Origin of the sequence: Cedecea lapagei (genome assembly GCF_900635955.1) — a bacterium.
Classification (GTDB): Bacteria; Pseudomonadota; Gammaproteobacteria; order Enterobacterales; family Enterobacteriaceae; genus Cedecea; species Cedecea lapagei.
Genome location: NZ_LR134201.1, coordinates 2826895 through 2839844 on the forward strand (window position 1 = coordinate 2826895; position 12950 = coordinate 2839844).

Sequence of the window (12950 nt, forward strand, 5' to 3'; positions counted from 1 at the left end):
ATGACAAACACTGTTGACTTTATTGGCGTAGGTATCGGCCCGTTTAACCTGAGCATTGCGGCGCTGTGCCATGAGGCGGAAGGCTTTAGCAGCCAGTTCTTTGACGGCCGCCCAGACTTTGCGTGGCATCCGGGCATGCTGGTGCCGGACTGCCATATGCAAACCATGTTTCTGAAGGATCTGGTCAGCGCCGTCGCGCCCACCAGCCCGTTCAGCTTTGTGAACTATCTGGTGAAGCGGAAAAAATTCTACCGCTTTCTGACCACGGAACTGCGCACCGTCTCTCGCGATGAGTTTTCCGACTACCTGCGCTGGGCCGCAGAAGGCATGGATAACCTGCAGTTTAACCAGACGGTTGAGCGCATTGATTTCGACGAGCAGCGCAAGCTGTTTGTGGTGCAAACCGGCCAGCAACAAACGTTCGCCCGCAATATCTGCCTCGGCATCGGCAAACAGGCTCACCTGCCGCCCTGCGTGAAAACCGTAACACCAACCTGCTTCCACGCCAGTGAAATGAGCCTGCGTCTGCCAAACCTGACCGGTAAACGCGTGACCGTTGTCGGCGGTGGTCAGAGCGGCGCAGACCTGTTCCTCAACGCATTCCGCGGTGCGTGGGGGGAAGTTGCTGAGGTGAACTGGGTCTCGCGTCGCAACAACTTTAACGCGCTGGACGAAGCGGCGTTTGCCAACGAGTACTTCACGCCGGAGTACGTGTCTGGCTTTGTCGGTCTTAACGAAGACGCGCGTCAGAAAATGCTCGATGAGCAGAAGATGACCTCCGACGGGATCACCGCCGACTCGCTGCTCACCATCTATCGCGAGCTGTACCACCGCTTTGAGGTACTGGGACAGCCGCGCAACGCACGCCTGCTGCCAAGCCGCTCGGTAACGGCTGTTGAAAGTCGCGGCCAGGGCTGGCAGCTGCTGCTTGAGCACCATCTGGATAAGGGCTATGACACCCTCGACAGCGATGTGGTTATCTTCGCCACCGGCTACCGCCCTACGCTGCCGCAGATGCTGTCGCCGTTAATGCCGCGCATGGCTATGCGGGACGAGTGCAATTTCAAGGTGCGCGATGACTTCACGCTGGAATGGAACGGCCCGGCCGGAAACAACATCTTCGCGGTCAACGCCAGCATGCAAACCCATGGTATTGCCGAGCCGCAGCTCAGCCTGATGGCCTGGCGCTCAGCTAAAATTCTGAATCGCGCGCTGGGGCGTGATTTGTTCGATCTCAGTACGCCGCCCGCGCTTATTCAATGGCGCAGCGGCAGCCGGGAAAAACCGCAGCACAGTGCTGCTTCCTTAACTCACTACTCCTCTAAATCATTCGAAATGCAGCCAGGCGCTAACTGAGCAAGTTCCCCTGAACGTAGTTGCTACGGGAGGGGGACCCCGCTGTACGTTGAAGGATGACGAGGACAACACATCTTTGGGCAGATGTTTGTCAGCCCGTGTGAAGGAACAACGATGATAACCAAAAAACATACGCTATGGGCGCTCAACCCGCTGCTGCTGGCCATGATGGCGCCGGCCGTTGCACAGCAAAGCAGTGACGAGACGATGGTGGTTTCCGCCAACCGCAGCAACCGCACCGTCGCCGAAATGGCCCAGACCACCTGGGTGATTGAAAAAGCCGAACTGGAACAGCAGATTCAGGGCGGTAAAGAGTTTAAAGACGCGCTGGCCCAGCTGATCCCAGGCCTCGACGTCAGCAGCCAGAGCCGTACCAACTACGGCATGAACGTACGTGGCCGCCCGCTGGTGGTTTTAGTTGACGGCGTTCGCCTTAACTCTTCACGTACCGACAGCCGCCAGCTGGATTCTATCGATCCGTTCAACATCGATCATATTGAAGTCATTTCCGGCGCCACCGCTCTTTACGGCGGCGGCAGTACCGGCGGGCTTATCAACATCGTGACTAAAAAAGGCCAGAAGGATACTCAAGTAGAGTTTGAGACCGGTCTCAAGAGCGGTTTTAACAGCAGCAAAGATCACGATGAGCGCGTCGCCAGCGCCATCTCCGGCGGTAACGACCATATCTCTGGTCGTGCGTCGGTGGCTTACCAGAAATTCGGCGGCTGGTTTGACGGCAACGGCGATGCCACGCTGCTGGATAACACCCAGACCGGCCTGCAGTACTCCGACCGCCTGGACGTGATGGGCACCGGCACGCTGAATATCGATGAAAACCAGCAGCTGCAGTTAGTCACCCAGTATTACAAGAGCAAGGGTGACGATGACTACGGCCTGAACCTCGGCAAAGACTTCTCGGCCATCAGCGGCGCAAGCAGCCCGTACGTCAGCAAAGGGCTGAACTCTGACCGAGTCCCGGGTACCGAACGTCACCTGATCAGCATGCAGTACTCCAACAGCGATTTCCTCGGTCAGGAGCTGGTGAGCCAGATTTACTACCGCGATGAGTCGCTGCTGTTCTATCCGTTCCCGACGGTGAATGCCAGCAAGCAAGCAACAGCGTTCTCTTCCTCCCAGCAGGACACCAACCAGTACGGCGCGAAGCTGACGCTGAACAGCAAGCCGCTCGACGGCCTGCAGCTGACCTACGGCCTGGACGCGGACCACGAACGCTTTACCTCCAACCAGATGTTCTTCGATCTGGGGAAAGCAAGCGCCTCCGGCGGCCTGAACAACCAGAAAATCTACACCACCGGCCGCTACCCGGCCTATGACATCAGCAACCTGGCCGCCTTCCTGCAGTCCAGCTATGACATCAACGAGATCTTCACCCTGAGCGGCGGCGTGCGTTACCAGTACACCGAGAACAAGATCGATGATTTCATCGGCTATGCGCAGCAGCAGCAAATTGCGGCCGGTAAAGCGAAATCTGCCGACGCTATTCCTGGCGGTTCCACCGACTACGATAACTTCCTGTTTAACGCCGGTTTGCTGATGCACATCACCGAGCGTCAGCAGGCATGGCTGAACTTTTCCCAGGGCGTAGAGCTGCCGGATCCGGGTAAATACTACGGACGTGGCACCTATGGCGCAGCGGTAAACGGCCACCTGCCGCTGACCAACAGCGTCAACGTGGACGCCAGCAAACTGCAGGGCGTGAAGGTTGACTCCTACGAGCTGGGCTGGCGCTATACCGGTGACAATCTGCGCACGCAGATCGCGGCCTACTACTCTCTGTCCGACAAGAGCGTACTGGCGAATAAAGACCTGACCATCAGCGTCGTCGATGACAAACGCCGCATTTACGGCGTGGAAGGCGCGGTGGACTACTTTATTCCGGACACCAACTGGAGTACCGGCGCGAATTTCAACGTGCTGAAAACAGAGTCCAAAGTTAACGGCAGCTGGCAGAAATATGACGTGAAGGTAGCAAGTCCTTCGAAAGCAACGGCATACATTGGCTGGGCGCCGGATCCGTGGAGCCTCCGCGTGCAGAGCACAACCTCGTTTAACGTGAGCGATGCAGCAGGCTACAGCGTTGACGGCTACACCACCGTTGACCTGCTCGGCAGCTATGAGCTTCCGGTGGGGAAACTTAGCTTCAGCGTGGAGAACGTCTTCGATCGCGACTACACCACCGTCTGGGGCCAGCGCGCGCCGCTGTACTACAGCCCGGGCTACGGCCCTGCTTCGCTGTATGACTACAAAGGCCGCGGCCGTACCTTTGGCGTGAACTATTCAGTGCTGTTCTAAACCTCCCCCCTTGCCCGGCAACTGCCGGGCAAGTTCACACGATTACTTTTGCTGACAGTTTACTGCTCGCCCCACGCGCAATAGTCTTTTAAAAATAAGGGATATTTAAGCCTCTCTTATGACCGGAGACGATATGCAAATTGGGTTTATTGGCGTGGGCAGCGTGATAGAAACGGCTTACCTGCCGGCCATTCAGCGGCTCTCTCGCAGCGATGTCGTCTGTTACGGTTTTGACCCCACCCCGCGCTTTCGCTCTGACGCGATAACGCTTCTTCCCTCCTTAACTCAGCTTCTGTCGCTGCCGCTTGACCTGCTGTTTATCACCACCTCATCACTCCAGCATTGGCCGACGCTCAAAAGCGTTCTGCAGCAAAGTTCGCTGCCCGTTGTGATTGAAAAACCCGTCGCGGCGACGCTGCAGCAGCTTGATGAGCTGGAGGCCCTGCTAAGCGATCCGGCCATTGCCGCTCGGGTGCTGGCCCTGGATCACTGGATGGTGAGAACCGATGCGGCGCAGTTTATCCCGCGGCTGGAGGAGATAGATCGCATCGAAGGCTTTCTGCTGGAGCCCAGCGGCTTTAATGCCGCCGGGGAACCCATCGCGCTGAATTTTGCCACCGGCGAGCCCGATACTCGCGAGCTGAGGCACCCGGACGGCGTTATCGTTGATATCGGCACCCATGTGCTGGCCATGATGCGGGAGACGCTGATCCTGGCGGGCGCTGACGAGTCGCTGACGCTCGAGCTGCTGCTGGCCAAAGACCGGGTCGGCAAGAACATTCGGCCCGGAGATCTCACCACCGCAGAGGGCCTGGCGCTGCTGCGCGGGCTGATTGGCGGCGTCCCGTGCGTGCTGCAGCTGAACAAATATGCCGGGCCGGCAGGAGGACAAAAAGGCATCAATATCGTGCTGAACGATGGCCGGATTATTGCCGTTGATCGGCGAGGCACAGAAGAAAAGCTGACCCTGGACGGCGAACCTGAGCTGGATATAAGCGGCCCGCTTTACGACCGCTGCCTGGGCGAGATCGTTTTTGCTAACGGCACGCTTTTCGAGCGGTCACCACAGGCAATACCAGCCTTAACCCGGCGCAGAGTGCAGGAAGTCAGAGCGCTGCTAACGCTGCAGCAAACGCTTCGCGGCGAGCATTAGAAACGCAAAACCCGCCGGAAGGGCGGGTTTGTTTTAGGGCTCAATATCAGGCTTTATTCAGCACCAGCTGGCCTTTGCTGTCCAGCGGGATCTGGGTGCCGGGATCTTTATCCATGCGGATTTTGCCCTGCTGATCGCCAATTTTATAGGTCACATCATAGCCGAGCATTTTTTCTGACTTATCGTACACGGTCTTACAACGCTGCTGAGAGGTGGTGTAGGTGTCCCCCTCCTGCATCGCGCCCTGCACCTGGTTACCTGCATAACCGCCGCCCAGCGCACCGACAACCGTGGCAACATCTTTACCGCGACCACCGCCGAACTGATGACCCAGTACTCCACCTGCTACCGCGCCCAGTGCGGAACCCAGAATTCGGTTCTCATCCTGAACGGGTTTACGGTGCGTCACAGCCACATTTCGGCACTCCTGACGCGGTGTTTTAACCGTTTCCTTGATTGGCGTCGCAGACACCACCTGTGCATACTGGGGACCACGGTCAAACACGTTCAAACCGGCGACCGCAGCCACGCCCAGCGCAGCGGCCACGCCGATACCAATACCCGCTAACATTGATTTATTCACAGGACATCCTCCTGACCTTGTTGTTAACCTAATTTTGCACTGCGGCGGCGGCTTTGAGAAATCAGACTAAGGATCAAAAGTGCGGGATCGTACGGTGAATAAGCGTGTTTAAGACAACTCCGATGCATCGACCAGGAATATACCGAGTTTTATGCTGTTCACGGGCCATAAAAAAACCCGGCGCGGTGGCCGGGTTTCAGAAGAGAGAAAACTCAGTGCAGCTTCAGGCGCGGACGGATCACGCGGTTGATGCTGCCCACCAGCATCATCAGGCCGGTTTTGAAGTAGCCGTGCAGCGCAATCTGGTGCATACGGTACAGGGAGATGTACACGAAGCGGGCGATGCGGCCTTCCACCATCATTGAGCCGCGCATCAGGTTGCCCATCAGGCTGCCAACGGTGGAGAATTTGGACAGCGAAACCAGCGAGCCGTGATCCTTGTAGCTGTAGGCTTTCAGCGGCTGGCCTTTCATCTGCGCAAGGATGTTGCTCAGCGCGCGGGAAGCCATCTGGTGCGCAGCCTGAGCGCGAGGAGGGACGAAGCCACCTTCAGGGCGAGCGCAGGAGGCGCAGTCGCCGATAGCGTAGATGTCCGGATCGCGCGTGGTCTGCAGCGTCGGCTCAACCACCAGCTGGTTAATGCGGTTAGTCTCGAGGCCGCCGATCTCTTTCATAAAGTCCGGCGCTTTGATGCCCGCGGCCCAGACCATCAGATCCGCTTCGATAAACTCACCTTCTTTGGTGTTCAGGCCATGAGCTTCGGCGCTGGTGACCATGGTTTGCGTCAGCACGCGAACGCCAAGCTTGGTCAGTTCGCTGTGCGCTGCTGCGGAAATGCGTGGCGGCAGCGCAGGCAGAATGCGCTCCCCGGCTTCCACCAGCGTAACGTTCAACGCTTCGTTGGTCAGCCCTTTGTAGCCGTAGCTGTGCAGCTGCTTAACGGCGTTATGCAGCTCAGCGGAGAGCTCAACGCCCGTCGCCCCACCGCCGACGATGGCGATGTTAACCTTGCCGTTCGCGCCAAGGTTGGAGGAGTACTTCAGGAACAGATTCAGCATCTCAGAATGGAAGCGACGCGCCTGGTGCGGATTGTCGAGGAAGATGCAGTTTTCTTTTACGCCCGGGGTGTTGAAGTCGTTGGAGGTACTGCCCAGCGCCATCACCAGCGTGTCGTAAGGCACCTTGCGCTCGGGGACCAGCAGCTCACCCTTCTCATCGCGCAGCTCGGCGATGGTCAGCGTTTTGCTTTCACGGTTAATGTCTACCACCGAGCCCAGCTGGAACTGGAAATGGTGATTGCGGGCGTGCGCCAGGTAGCTCAGCGCGTCAACGCCTTCATCAAGGGATCCGGTCGCCACTTCATGCAGCAGCGGTTTCCACAGGTGGCTGTGGTTGCGGTCAACCAGGGTGATTTTGGCTTTTTTGCCGCGACCCAGTTTTTTACCCAGCTGAGTCGCCAGCTCCAGACCACCAGCACCACCGCCGACAATCACTATTTTTTTCAATGGTGTAGTCAACTTGACCCCCTAAAATATTAACCAATTGTTAATTAAAAGTTATCTAAATAGCCTTTAATTAACAAAGGGTTACTGCACATTACCTGCCAGACTTTATCGAGAATACCATGAAGGGTGCATTGGTCATACCAAAATTGATATACATCAATTTTTATGCCGAAAAGATAAACAAAAAGGCCAGCGCGAGGCTGGCTATGGCATTTTCCCTAAATAATTCGAGTTGCAGGACGGCGGCAAGGCTACTCATCCCAGGAGCATAGCTAACTATGTGACTGGGGTGGGTAGCTGCAGGCAACACACCTGCAGCTTGAAGTATGACGGGAAAATTTAGCCCAGGGTCTTAAAGGCTTTAATGCGCTGTAAATGCGGGGAGATATTCTTGAATTTATGCGTCTGCTGCTCGTCCCAGACGATTTCATAATAGGGGTGCAGCGCCTCGGCCGTGCGCCGGTTGTCCAGCGCTTCGTCGTTACGGGAGAGGATAGCCAGGCAGCGGTCGCGGTTTTTCTCGCGAAAGTTTTGTACGCACTTGGTGGTGATATCGGCGTACTCTTCCGGCCTGTCGATTTTGCCCTCCATATTCTCATGGGGGTATAGGTTCGGGTTGAAGATGGCCTGCCGGATGTCGCAGAGAAAACCAATACGTTCCGCCCAGAATCCGCCCAGGCCGACGCCGCAAATCAGCGGCCGCTCATCGTCGGTAAGCTGCTGCATCTTATCGACCTCTTTCAGCAGATGCTGCATGTCATGCTTCGGATGCAGCGTGCTGTAGCTGATAAGCCGCACGTCGGGATCGATAAACTGAAGCTGCAGCACTTTTTCATGGTTACCGGGACTGTTTGAGTCAAAGCCGTGTAGATAGATAATCATTGCATCCTCACCACCTGAATATTAGATGCCCGCCTTGTGGGCCTGCCACTGCTCGTGCAGCGCCTCGAGCTGCTGGTTTACCTGCTTCCAGCGCTCTGATGAACGCAGCTCCTGGCGGGTAAACGAACCCTTATGATACAAACCTGTAACACGTTCTGCTTTGACCGGAGACAGGTTATCCAGCACGCTTACCGCCCCTTTACGATTATTGCAGACGAGGATCATATCGCAACCTGCATCCAGCGATGCCTGACCGCGCTCGGCGTAGCTGCCCATGATGGCGGCCCCTTCCATCGACAGGTCGTCGGAGAAGATAACGCCGTTAAAGCCCAGCTCGCCCCGGAGCACCGTCTTTAACCAATACTCAGAGCCGCTCGCCGGGCGCGGATCAACTTCATCGTAGATCACGTGAGCAGGCATGATGGCATCCAGTTTGTTTTCGCTAATCAGCGAGGCAAAAATGCGCATATCATGTTCACGAATCTCCCCTTTAGGCCGCGGATCGTGCGGCGTTTCTTTGTGGGAATCTGCCGTAACCGCCCCGTGCCCCGGGAAGTGCTTGCCGGTGGTCTTCATGCCTGCGGCATGCATGCCGTCGATAAAACGGGTCGCCATCGCCAGCGCCTTCGCCGGATCTTCATGATAAGAACGCTCGCCAATCGCCGCGCTGATATGGCCGATATCCAGCACCGGCGCGAAGCTGATGTCGATATCCATGGCGATCATTTCGCTCGCCATCAGCCAGCCCGCTTCTGCTGCCAGCTTACCGCCCTCTTCCAGGCCACGGAGTGCCGCGAAGGATTGCGCCGCCGGCAGGCGGGTAAAGCCTTCGCGGAAGCGCTGCACGCGCCCGCCTTCCTGATCGACAGCCACCACCAGCCGATGGTGCGAAGCTTCACGGATCTGGCGAACCAGCTCGCGCAGCTGCTCCGGATCATGGTAGTTACGGGTAAAAAGAATCAAACCGCCGACCAGAGGGTGCTGCAAAATTTCACGCTCTTCGGCATCCAGCTCAAAGCCGGCCACGTCCAACATTACTGGGCCCACAATACTCTCTCCTGATGTTTCGTCGCCCGCAGCGCGCGCCATGCGTCGTCTGCCAGCGTAATAAAGTTTTGCTCCCCGGTTTGCTGCCAGCGGCATTCGTACCAGGAGGCCATAAGTAACGCAATCCACGGCTGCCAGCGCGCCACCTGCCGACGAAGCGCCTCCAGGCTGAGGGAGGCCTGCCCCGCATACAGCCTGAGTAGCGTTTCGCTATCGATGGCGTTCGCCGCCTGCACTGCCGCCAGCTCCAGCGCAATATCGCCGTCTCCGGCATACTCCCAGTCGATCAGCCCGAGCTTTTCGCCCTGCCGCACGAGGTTCCCGGCATGAACATCCATATGCAGCGGTGCGAGCCTGAGGGGGCAAGGTTCTTTGAGTCGTTTCAGGCGCTTCAGTTCACGCAGCCAGCCCAGCGTTCGTCTTTGGGGGCTGCTGACCTGCCAGTAGTATTCCAGCAGCGGAATAAGGCTGATCCTCCAGCCAAAGCAAGGCTGACGGTGAAGATAATACAGCAGGCTGGTTACTTCAGTGAGCGGGGCCAGGTCCGGCAAGACCTCTCCCTCCAGCCAGCGGGTAAACAGCCAGCCGTCCGCCAGGCAATAAGGTTCCGGGCCTGTTCCCGCCGGTAAACGTTTTAGCGCCCGGTAGTGGCGCCGAAGGGAGATGCCGGGCAGGCGTTCGGCGGAAAGCTTTCTCGCGGTAAAACAGCCGTCCACGGTATCCACCCGATAACTCGTGCCGCTGAGGCCTTCAAGAGCAGAAAAACAACCGGCAGCCTGGGCCGCCGGAAGATATCGGGTGATGACAGCGTCGAGCGAGGCTTTAGTTGGTTTGCTGAACAGCACCGCTACCCGACCAGATGATTTCGCCGGTCTGCACCAGCATCAGCTGCATTTTCAGCGTTGGCGTGTTGACGTTACCGCTGGCATTGGTATACAGCACGTACTGTGCGCCGGTATTACGCGCAATGCCGATGGCTTTGCTGCGCGTCCCTAAGCTGTCCTGCGGCGAGAGCCCAAGCTGCTGCTTCGCAAGGGAAAGCTGCTGAGCTGAGACCAGCGTGAACTTGTTATTGTTCGCCAGCGCCCCGCGCAACACTTCCGTCGCGCTGCTGGTTTGCAGGCTGCCGTTGGTGCGGTTGTTTACGCTGTCCACCAGCAGGACGCTCCCCTTGGTGACGCCCTCCGCCTGCAGCATTTTATTGACCATCGGCTGCATAGCACTGTTCCAGTCGTAGGTGCGCACCTTTGGCTGGGCCGGGATGGTCGGCTCCGGCTGTTCAACAGGACCCGGCTGCGTTGGCACGGTCGGGACCGTTGGCACTGTCGGCTCCGGCTGAGCGGGCTGCTCAACGCCAGGTTTAGCCTCTTCTACCGGTGCGGGCTGTTCGCCACGATTAATACACCCGGTCAATATCAGCGCCACCGCGGTGACGGCCAGATAACGATGAAGTCCCCTAATCAAAATTCACTCCTTACAGAGAGAGAAAGACGTACTTTTTTAGCCCCCGGCCAGGCTGCGGTCGATTCAATACGCTGCGAGGACTGGGCCGGGAGAGTCACGGTACGTACTTTTTCAAGCGGATGGATTTCCAGCCCTTTAGCATCGTACCAGTAGAAACGATAGTACAGCGTGACCGGTTTATGCTGCTCATTATACAGCGAAGATTCGGCCACCGTGGCACCGTTCTGCTGAGAAATACCCGGTTTTTCAGCGCTAATCCCGGCGGCCAGCACTGCAGCTTCCATCACCAGCGTCTGGTCAACGTTTACCGGAATGGCCGGGCGAGAGCTACAGCCCGCCGCCAGCAGCACTGCTAACAAACACAGGGAAATACGCGGCATCGGATCAGTCCTTATGCGCCAGCATGGGGCCAAGCGGACGGCCGCCCAGCAGGTGCATGTGAATGTGGTACACCTCCTGCCCACCGTGGCGGTTGCAGTTCATAATCAGGCGGTAGCCGTCAGCGGCAATGCCCTCCTGCTCTGCAATTTTAGCCGCAACGGTCATCATGCGCCCCAGCGCAAGCTCGTGCTCGGCTTTGACATCGTTGGCGGTGGGGATCAGCACGTTCGGAATGATCAGGATATGGGTAGGCGCCTGAGGGGAGATATCACGAAACGCGGTAACCAGTTCGTCCTGGTAAACCACATCCGCCGGAATTTCACGACGAATAATTTTACTGAAAATAGTTTCTTCGGCCATGACCTGTTCCTTGAAGGAGAAAACGTTGATGGGAGTATGAGCGAGGCGCTCACTGGACTCAACCTCCTGGACGCTTTTCTTTCGTTAAGCGCTGAGCTTTAAAACAAATTCGTGTTTTGGCGGCAACAAAAAAAGGAGGCTTTCGCCTCCCTTCAGACTGCTGACAAGCCGCCGTCGAGAGAAAAAACACCAGACGGCCCGTTAAAAAACAAATCAATTCATTGATTTTCGGCTGATAACCACAAAGAGGGAAAAAACACGCTTTTTCCCTCTTTGGCGGCAACAAAAAAGGGAGGCTTTCGCCTCCCCTGTCGCTCCCCAAACAAACTTAGTTGTTGCGGATCCACTCATCCATTTCGGTTTTCAGGTTATCGGACTTGGTGCCGAAAATAGCCTGAACGCCGGAACCTGCGACAACCACACCTGCTGCACCCAGTTTCTTCAGGCCAGCCTGATCAACTTTAGCAACGTCGGCCACGCTAACGCGCAGACGGGTAATACAGGCGTCGAGGTTAGTGATGTTCTCTTTACCGCCAAAGGCGCTAACCAGAGCAGGTGCCATTTCGCTGGTTGCGCCAGCGGTGGTTTCTGCGGTGGCGTCTTCACGACCTGGGGTTTTCAGATCCAGAGCCTTAATCAGTACGCGGAAGATGGTGTAGTACACGATCGCGTAGCAGATACCGACAATCGGGAACAGCCACAGTTTGCTGCTGTTACCGCTCAGCACGATGAAGTCAATCAGACCGTGAGAGAAGGAGGTTCCGTCACGCATACCCAGCAGAATACAGATTGGGAATGCCAGACCCGCCAGAATCGCGTGAATGATGTACAGGATCGGCGCCACGAACATGAAGGAGAATTCGATTGGCTCGGTGATACCGGTCAGGAACGAAGTCAGCGCAGCGGAGATCATGATGCCGCCAACTTTTGCACGGTTTTCTGGTTTAGCAGAGTGCCAGATAGCAATAGCGGCAGCCGGCAGGCCGTACATTTTGAACAGGAAGCCACCGGACAGTTTGCCCGCAGTTGGGTCACCTGCCATATAACGTGGGATATCACCGTGGAACACCTGGCCCGCAGCGTTGGTGTATTCACCGATTTGCATCTGGAATGGAACGTTCCAGATATGGTGCAGACCAAACGGTACCAGGCAGCGCTCGATGAAGCCATAGATACCGAAGGCAACTACCGGGTTCTGGTAGGCAGCCCACTGAGAGAAGGTCTGGATAGCCGTACCGATAGGTGGCCAGATGAAGGAGAGTACAACGCCGGTAAAGATAGCGGCCAGACCGGAGATGATCGGCACAAAACGTTTACCGGCGAAGAAGCCCAGATACTCAGGCAGCTTGATGCGGTAGAAACGGTTAAACATATAGGCGGCAATCGCACCGGAGATAATACCGCCGAGAACGCCGGTATCCGCCAGATGTTTAGCAGCGATTTCTTCCGCAGGCAGATGCAGAACCAGAGGCGCAACCACGGCCATGGTTTTTACCATGATGCCATAGGCGACGACCGAGGCCAGTGCAGACACGCCGTCGTTGTTGGTGAAGCCCAGCGCAACACCGATAGCGAAGATAAGCGGCATGTTGGCGAAGACAGAACCGCCCGCTTCCGCCATAACATGGGAGACGACGACCGGCAGCCAGCTGAAGTTTGCAGAACCGACGCCCAGCAGGATACCTGCGATAGGCAGTACGGAAACTGGCAGCATCAGCGATTTACCCACCTTTTGCAGGTTAGCAAATGCATTCTTAAACATAATAGAGAGTGCTCCTGAGTATTTGTGCTTTTTTTGTACGCATTTACGCATCGAACCGGGGGGAGAGCCGGCTCATAAACGGGACATCTAAGTGTCCTTTTATTTATTACGCAGAGTAAAATAAATAACGAAAACTTTGTTTGA

12 protein-coding genes are annotated in these 12950 nt (G+C 56.7%); 3 read left to right on the forward strand and 9 right to left on the reverse strand.

The window, feature by feature from the left end; all coding sequences use genetic code 11:
- The 3 genes from iucD to EL098_RS13675 all read left to right on the forward strand — a co-directional run bounded on the left by iucD (position 1) and on the right by EL098_RS13675 (position 4822).
- On the forward strand, positions 1-1356 hold the full coding sequence (iucD, locus tag EL098_RS13665) for an NADPH-dependent L-lysine N(6)-monooxygenase (RefSeq protein WP_126358450.1): 1356 nt from the start codon (positions 1-3) through the stop codon (positions 1354-1356).
- Between the two features lie 114 nt (positions 1357-1470).
- Positions 1471-3669, forward strand: a complete 2199-nt coding sequence (iutA, locus tag EL098_RS13670; protein ID WP_126356773.1) for a ferric aerobactin receptor IutA — start codon at positions 1471-1473, stop codon at positions 3667-3669.
- 133 nt (positions 3670-3802) lie between these two features.
- Positions 3803-4822, forward strand: a complete 1020-nt coding sequence (locus EL098_RS13675; RefSeq protein ID WP_126356774.1) for a Gfo/Idh/MocA family oxidoreductase — start codon at positions 3803-3805, stop codon at positions 4820-4822.
- 46 nt (positions 4823-4868) lie between these two features.
- On the opposite strand, the gene EL098_RS13680 is transcribed toward EL098_RS13675, so the two are convergent.
- From EL098_RS13680 to ptsG, 9 genes are all read right to left on the reverse strand, one after another.
- A complete protein-coding gene (locus tag EL098_RS13680; RefSeq protein WP_126356775.1) occupies positions 4869-5405 on the reverse strand; it encodes a glycine zipper 2TM domain-containing protein in 537 nt (178 codons plus the stop codon).
- A 212-nt stretch (positions 5406-5617) separates the two neighbouring features.
- On the reverse strand, positions 5618-6922 hold the full coding sequence (locus EL098_RS13685) for an NAD(P)/FAD-dependent oxidoreductase (protein WP_126356776.1): 1305 nt from the start codon (positions 6920-6922) through the stop codon (positions 5618-5620).
- A gap of 327 nt (positions 6923-7249) precedes the next feature.
- Complete coding sequence (gene ycfP, locus EL098_RS13695; protein WP_126356777.1) at positions 7250-7792, reverse strand: alpha/beta hydrolase YcfP; 543 nt, start codon at positions 7790-7792, stop codon at positions 7250-7252.
- Positions 7793-7813: 21 nt separating this feature from the next.
- Positions 7814-8839 (reverse strand): beta-N-acetylhexosaminidase, encoded by a 1026-nt coding sequence (gene nagZ / locus EL098_RS13700; RefSeq protein WP_126356778.1) that lies wholly within the window; start codon positions 8837-8839, stop codon positions 7814-7816.
- Positions 8827-9684 carry a thiamine kinase gene (gene thiK, locus EL098_RS13705; RefSeq protein ID WP_126356779.1) on the reverse strand — a complete coding sequence of 286 codons (858 nt, stop codon included), beginning with the start codon at positions 9682-9684 and terminating at the stop codon, positions 8827-8829. The genes nagZ and thiK overlap by 13 nt, the downstream gene beginning before the upstream one ends.
- Positions 9662-10303, reverse strand: a complete 642-nt coding sequence (gene lpoB / locus EL098_RS13710; RefSeq protein ID WP_126356780.1) for a penicillin-binding protein activator LpoB — start codon at positions 10301-10303, stop codon at positions 9662-9664. The genes thiK and lpoB overlap by 23 nt, the downstream gene beginning before the upstream one ends.
- A complete protein-coding gene (locus EL098_RS13715) occupies positions 10300-10683 on the reverse strand; it encodes a YcfL family protein (protein ID WP_126356781.1) in 384 nt (127 codons plus the stop codon). The genes lpoB and EL098_RS13715 overlap by 4 nt, the downstream gene beginning before the upstream one ends.
- Positions 10684-10687: 4 nt before the next feature.
- A complete protein-coding gene (hinT, locus tag EL098_RS13720; RefSeq protein WP_008453457.1) occupies positions 10688-11044 on the reverse strand; it encodes a purine nucleoside phosphoramidase in 357 nt (118 codons plus the stop codon).
- A gap of 328 nt (positions 11045-11372) precedes the next feature.
- Positions 11373-12806: a PTS glucose transporter subunit IIBC gene (gene ptsG / locus EL098_RS13730; RefSeq protein WP_126356783.1), complete on the reverse strand. Its 1434-nt coding sequence runs from the start codon at positions 12804-12806 to the stop codon at positions 11373-11375.
- Between the last annotated feature and the right edge of the window lie 144 nt (positions 12807-12950).

What these genes read in the sequence shown, in the direction of transcription:
- iucD (WP_126358450.1), top strand. Translation starts at nt 1, where the DNA reads ATGACAAACACTGTTGACTTTATTGGCGTAGGTATCGGCCCGTTTAAC.
- iutA (WP_126356773.1), top strand. Translation starts at nt 1,471, where the DNA reads ATGATAACCAAAAAACATACGCTATGGGCGCTCAACCCGCTGCTGCTG.
- EL098_RS13675 (WP_126356774.1), top strand. Translation starts at nt 3,803, where the DNA reads ATGCAAATTGGGTTTATTGGCGTGGGCAGCGTGATAGAAACGGCTTAC.
- ycfP (WP_126356777.1), bottom strand. Translation starts at nt 7,792, where the DNA reads ATGATTATCTATCTACACGGCTTTGACTCAAACAGTCCCGGTAACCAT.
- EL098_RS13715 (WP_126356781.1), bottom strand. Translation starts at nt 10,683, where the DNA reads ATGCCGCGTATTTCCCTGTGTTTGTTAGCAGTGCTGCTGGCGGCGGGC.
- hinT (WP_008453457.1), bottom strand. Translation starts at nt 11,044, where the DNA reads ATGGCCGAAGAAACTATTTTCAGTAAAATTATTCGTCGTGAAATTCCG.
- ptsG (WP_126356783.1), bottom strand. Translation starts at nt 12,806, where the DNA reads ATGTTTAAGAATGCATTTGCTAACCTGCAAAAGGTGGGTAAATCGCTG.